This is a genomic window from Planktothrix sp., from assembly GCF_046067725.1.
Classification (GTDB): Bacteria; Cyanobacteriota; Cyanobacteriia; order Cyanobacteriales; family Microcoleaceae; genus Planktothrix.
Genome location: NZ_JBJUDF010000280.1, coordinates 1 through 4,203, shown reverse-complemented (window position 1 = coordinate 4,203; position 4,203 = coordinate 1). Strand labels below are relative to the sequence as shown.

The window sequence follows — 4,203 nt, the reverse complement described above, 5'->3', positions numbered from 1 at the left end:
CCGAACTATAGCCAACACCGGTGAGGGAGATGTTGGTGTTTTCGCTAAAACCGCCACTGCCGTTGTTGCTATAGATTTTGCTGATGGGGTTATTAGAACTATCGAAGCCCGTGAGCAGGATGTCGGTGTCCCCATCAGAGTCAAAGTCGGCTGTGGTGACCGAACTATAGCCAACACCGGTGAGGGAGATGTTGGTGTTTTCGCTAAAACCGCCACTGCCGTTGTTGCTATAGATGTTGCTGATGGGGTTTCCTGAACTATCCTGGCCCGTGAGCAGGATGTCGGTGTACCCATCAGAGTCAAAGTCGGCTGTGGTGACCGAACTATAGACAACACCCGTGAGGGAGATGTTGGTGTTTTCTTTAAAGTTAAAGCTGGAAGTCATGTTCTGAATCTTCTTTAATTGGCTAGTCGGTTTATCCCTAATGGGTATCAAGATGTTTCTGATGGTTGGGGGTTTACTGATTCCCCATTTGTCGAAATGCCTTTTCTAAGCAACTCACAAAACCTGATATGTTAAATAACGGCGCATCTCGTGCCTTTAACCGTTGACGCAATGGTTGCAACTGCTGGGGATGGGTGGCCCAGTCAATGGCCTTTTGTTCGTACTCCTCCGGGCTGTGAGCAATCATTTCTGGGAGTCCGCCACTGGCACAAATACTCGCCCCCATGCGGGAGGCGTTGGTTAAACCGGGTTTTGTCAGAACAGGTACACCCGCCCACAACGCTGCTACAGTGGTAGAACCGCCACTATATATCCACGTATCTAAGGCTAAATCTGCTAGTTGTAAGCGGGCTAAATATTCGGGGTGGGGAATTTTGGGGGCAAAAATCAATCGTTCGGGTGCAACTCCAGAAGCAGCCGCTTTTTTGTGTAAATTATTGATCACTTCCTCTGTTATCGGTTCAGATAACCACAAGACACTGCCTTCAACTTGCTGCAAAATTCCCATCCAAACGGCAAATAAATCCGGCGTAATTTTAAAATGTCGGTTGAAGCAACAGAAGACAAAACTATCTTCTGGCAACCCGAATTCTGCGCGAGTTAAGGGTTGGGAAGAAATCTCCATTTCAGAAGCGATAAACTGATCAGGTAAATAGAGAATTTCTTCACTATAATATTGAGCTAATTCTGGAGGAACGACCCATTGGTCGGTAAGTAAATATTGAATAAAATTGGCTCCCATTGTGTTCGGATATCCCAGAAAACTTGCCTGTATAGGTGCAGGTTGATAAGCCAATATTTCCGGTTTACCGTAACCGGTATACCCGGCTAAATCGATTAAAATATCAATGCCATCTCGATTGATTTGTTCAGCCGCTTCTAAAGGGGACAGTTGAGAAAGATCTCGAAATTCATCACAACCGATTCTAATGGTTTCCGTGATCTCATCATTGACGTTTAATAAGTTGTAGCCAAAGATTTCAAATGCTTCTCGGTTATGGTTTTCAAAGATTTGATAAATTAAACGACCAACGGCGTGACTATAGAAATCGGGGGAAACATAACCCACCCGCAGTTTATCGGTCTTTTGGGAATAGATGAATTGCGGTTTTTTCTCAGCTATTGATTTCTCAATTCCTATGGCGTGTTTTTGGGCAACAGCTAAGGATAATTCGGGAGGAATTGGAAGGGCGTTTAACTGAAAGGGAGCTAAGGTAAACCCTTTCTTGTCTTCCTGTATATATTGGGTCGTGGAATTTATCAAATCTTGGACAAAATGATCATAGTTTTCCCAGTCGCAGAGATTAACTTTCACAAACCCGATATGGGGATATAAATATTCAGCATTACGGTTGAGGCTTTCCACTCGTTCATAGGCAAGTTTCGCTAAGGTAAATTGACTTTGAAATTCCCAAATCTGTCCGAGTTGAAAATAGGCATCGGCGTAGTTTCGTTGGTGTTTAGCTGCGGTTTGAAAGAGTTGAATCGCTTCTTCTAACTTCGCTTGTTGTTTATACAATAAACCCAAATTGTACAATGCCGGAACAAGCTCAGGGTTTAATTCTAAGGCGCGTTTTAATAACTTATCAGCTTGATTTAATTGACCTTCAATTAGGTAAATTGACCCCAAGTTTGTTAAGGTTAACGCAGAATTTGGGTTAATTTTTAGAGCATTTTGATAACAAGTTATGGCTTCAGATAAGCGATTTTGCTGTTGCAGTAAGGTTCCTAAATTATTGTGAGGTGGAATATAATTTGGGTCGGCTGCTATAGCATTTTGAAAGCAAGCGATCGCTTCTTGAATTTTTCCTTGTTTTTTAAAATCTTGCCCTCGTTCAAATTCAGCTTTTGCTGCTTTTAATCGTGGGTTTTCTAACGTCCTTAAGTGTTGTTCTAAGATGTCATCTAATTCTGAAATTGTTGTCTCATCTTCTCGAAAAATCTGCCCGACATATTCAGTCTTTTGACGAGAAATTGGAAAGGGTTTTCCTTCGGAAAATTCATCATGAACTAAACTTTGATATTGAGCTAAAGGATAAATGACATCATTCAAAAACCGTTGATCAATGCCTTTCGTTAAAGATTCAGCGTGAGTTTTAACATAATTATTGATAGCAGTTTTGATCTCTAAATTCCCTTTAAATCCCCACATTCCTCCCATAATTTTGCTTCGATGCAAAGGATGATCTCGCATAATATGAAAGGGAAAAGGACTGGCTAACCATTCATCAACGGCGGCTTTTTCCCGTTGATTAAGCCGCGAGTCCGTATCCCGAATAATCGTAATTTCCACATCAGAATCATTCAGGGCTAGAAACCGCCAAAATGATCCGGTACAATTTTGAGAGGGGGTTTGCATCGGGATGATTTCTACATGATTCCAAGCTGATAAATGTTCTAACGTTTCTTTGGGAACGGTTTCATCCACATAAAACCGACAAATCCAACCCGGATAAATTTTAAGCGCTAATTCCGCATTTTTAATCGCACCAATATTGTAGATAGGATCATTGCCCCAAAGACTAAAAGAGATGACTTTTTTCTGGGTTTTTGTGGGGCTACCAATAGTTACTAATTTAGCTATATTTCCACTTTTAAACCCTAAAGCCATCGGACATTGAACTTGGGGCAAAATCGCCACATCATAAAGTTCTGTGGCTTCGGTATCCATATCTAGCCACTCGACAATATTTCCGGTTTTTAAGTTAATAATTAAGATGCCACAACGGGCTTCTGCTTGTTTTTGTTGCAGTTTTTCTCCGAGTAATAAACCGGAAAAATGATAATCTCTAGGTTTAGATAAACCCACAACGGCAAAATCACCGACAAAGGCTAACCCCCGTCCATACCCCGGACAAAATGTAACGGGGACAAATTCCCCGTTTTCGATGTATCCAAAATCTCCTGTTCCTGAGTTGAGTAACCACAATTTCCCTTGATACCATCGAGGTGAGTGGGGCATGGATAACCCACTAGCGATGATTTCGTGGGTTTGAATATCAATCACCACTCCTCCATCACCCCTTCGATGTCGCCAACCCGATGCTACATCCGAACGACTGACCGCCGTTACATAGCGGGGAATGCCGTTAACGGCGGCTAACCCGTTAAGGTGACAGCGATCTTCCGGGGCGAGTTTGCTGATAAAATTCGGTTGCCATACAGGAGTAAAGCTGTGTTGAGGATGGAGCGTTGCTAAACAGCTATATTCGGTGTTAGCAAAGATGATGTTACCTTGAGGATCAACTACAAGGTCATGTACGTCTAAATCTCCGCTAGTGTAGGAAACACGAGGAACATAAAGACGATCATATTTCTCTTTTAAAATCTCCCCATTTTCCAGAACATTTTCAAACCGCCAAATTTGATAGCGGGTGGCAAGGTAAAAGCGTTCTGATGTCGTATACAGTCCCATAGGTCGCTCAAATTCCCAAACCGGGGTGGAAATTTGGCCGTTCGGTTGGACTCCAATCAAACAAAGGCGGTTTGTTTGGTAGGTAGTCAGGGCGAGGCTAACTTGCTGTTGGTGTAGCCATTCGAGAAAATGTCGTGAGAAAGGAACCGTTAGGGTTTTAAGATTGCTCATGGGTTTTTACTTGAGCCAATTCCAAAAAGTTGAATTGACTCAGATGTTGAGTGCCTATTTGACACTCCCACGGGTGAACCGCGTGGGATTCTCCTGTCTAGCCCCGATTGCTCGGTATTCATGGTACCGATGGAGTCTCGGAATTTACACGCCAATCTTCATCAATCTCACC

2 protein-coding genes are annotated in these 4,203 nt (G+C 42.8%); both read right to left on the bottom strand.

Annotated elements, in window-relative coordinates; genetic code table 11:
- Nucleotides 1–385, bottom strand: a 385-nt coding sequence (locus ACKPEB_RS17570) for an FG-GAP repeat domain-containing protein (RefSeq protein ID WP_408966257.1), incomplete at its 3' end; no start/stop codon positions are given.
- 73 nt (nucleotides 386–458) lie between these two features.
- Nucleotides 459–4,031, bottom strand: a complete 3,573-nt coding sequence (locus ACKPEB_RS17565; RefSeq protein WP_408966256.1) for a TIGR03032 family protein — start codon at nucleotides 4,029–4,031, stop codon at nucleotides 459–461.
- Between the last annotated feature and the right edge of the window lie 172 nt (nucleotides 4,032–4,203).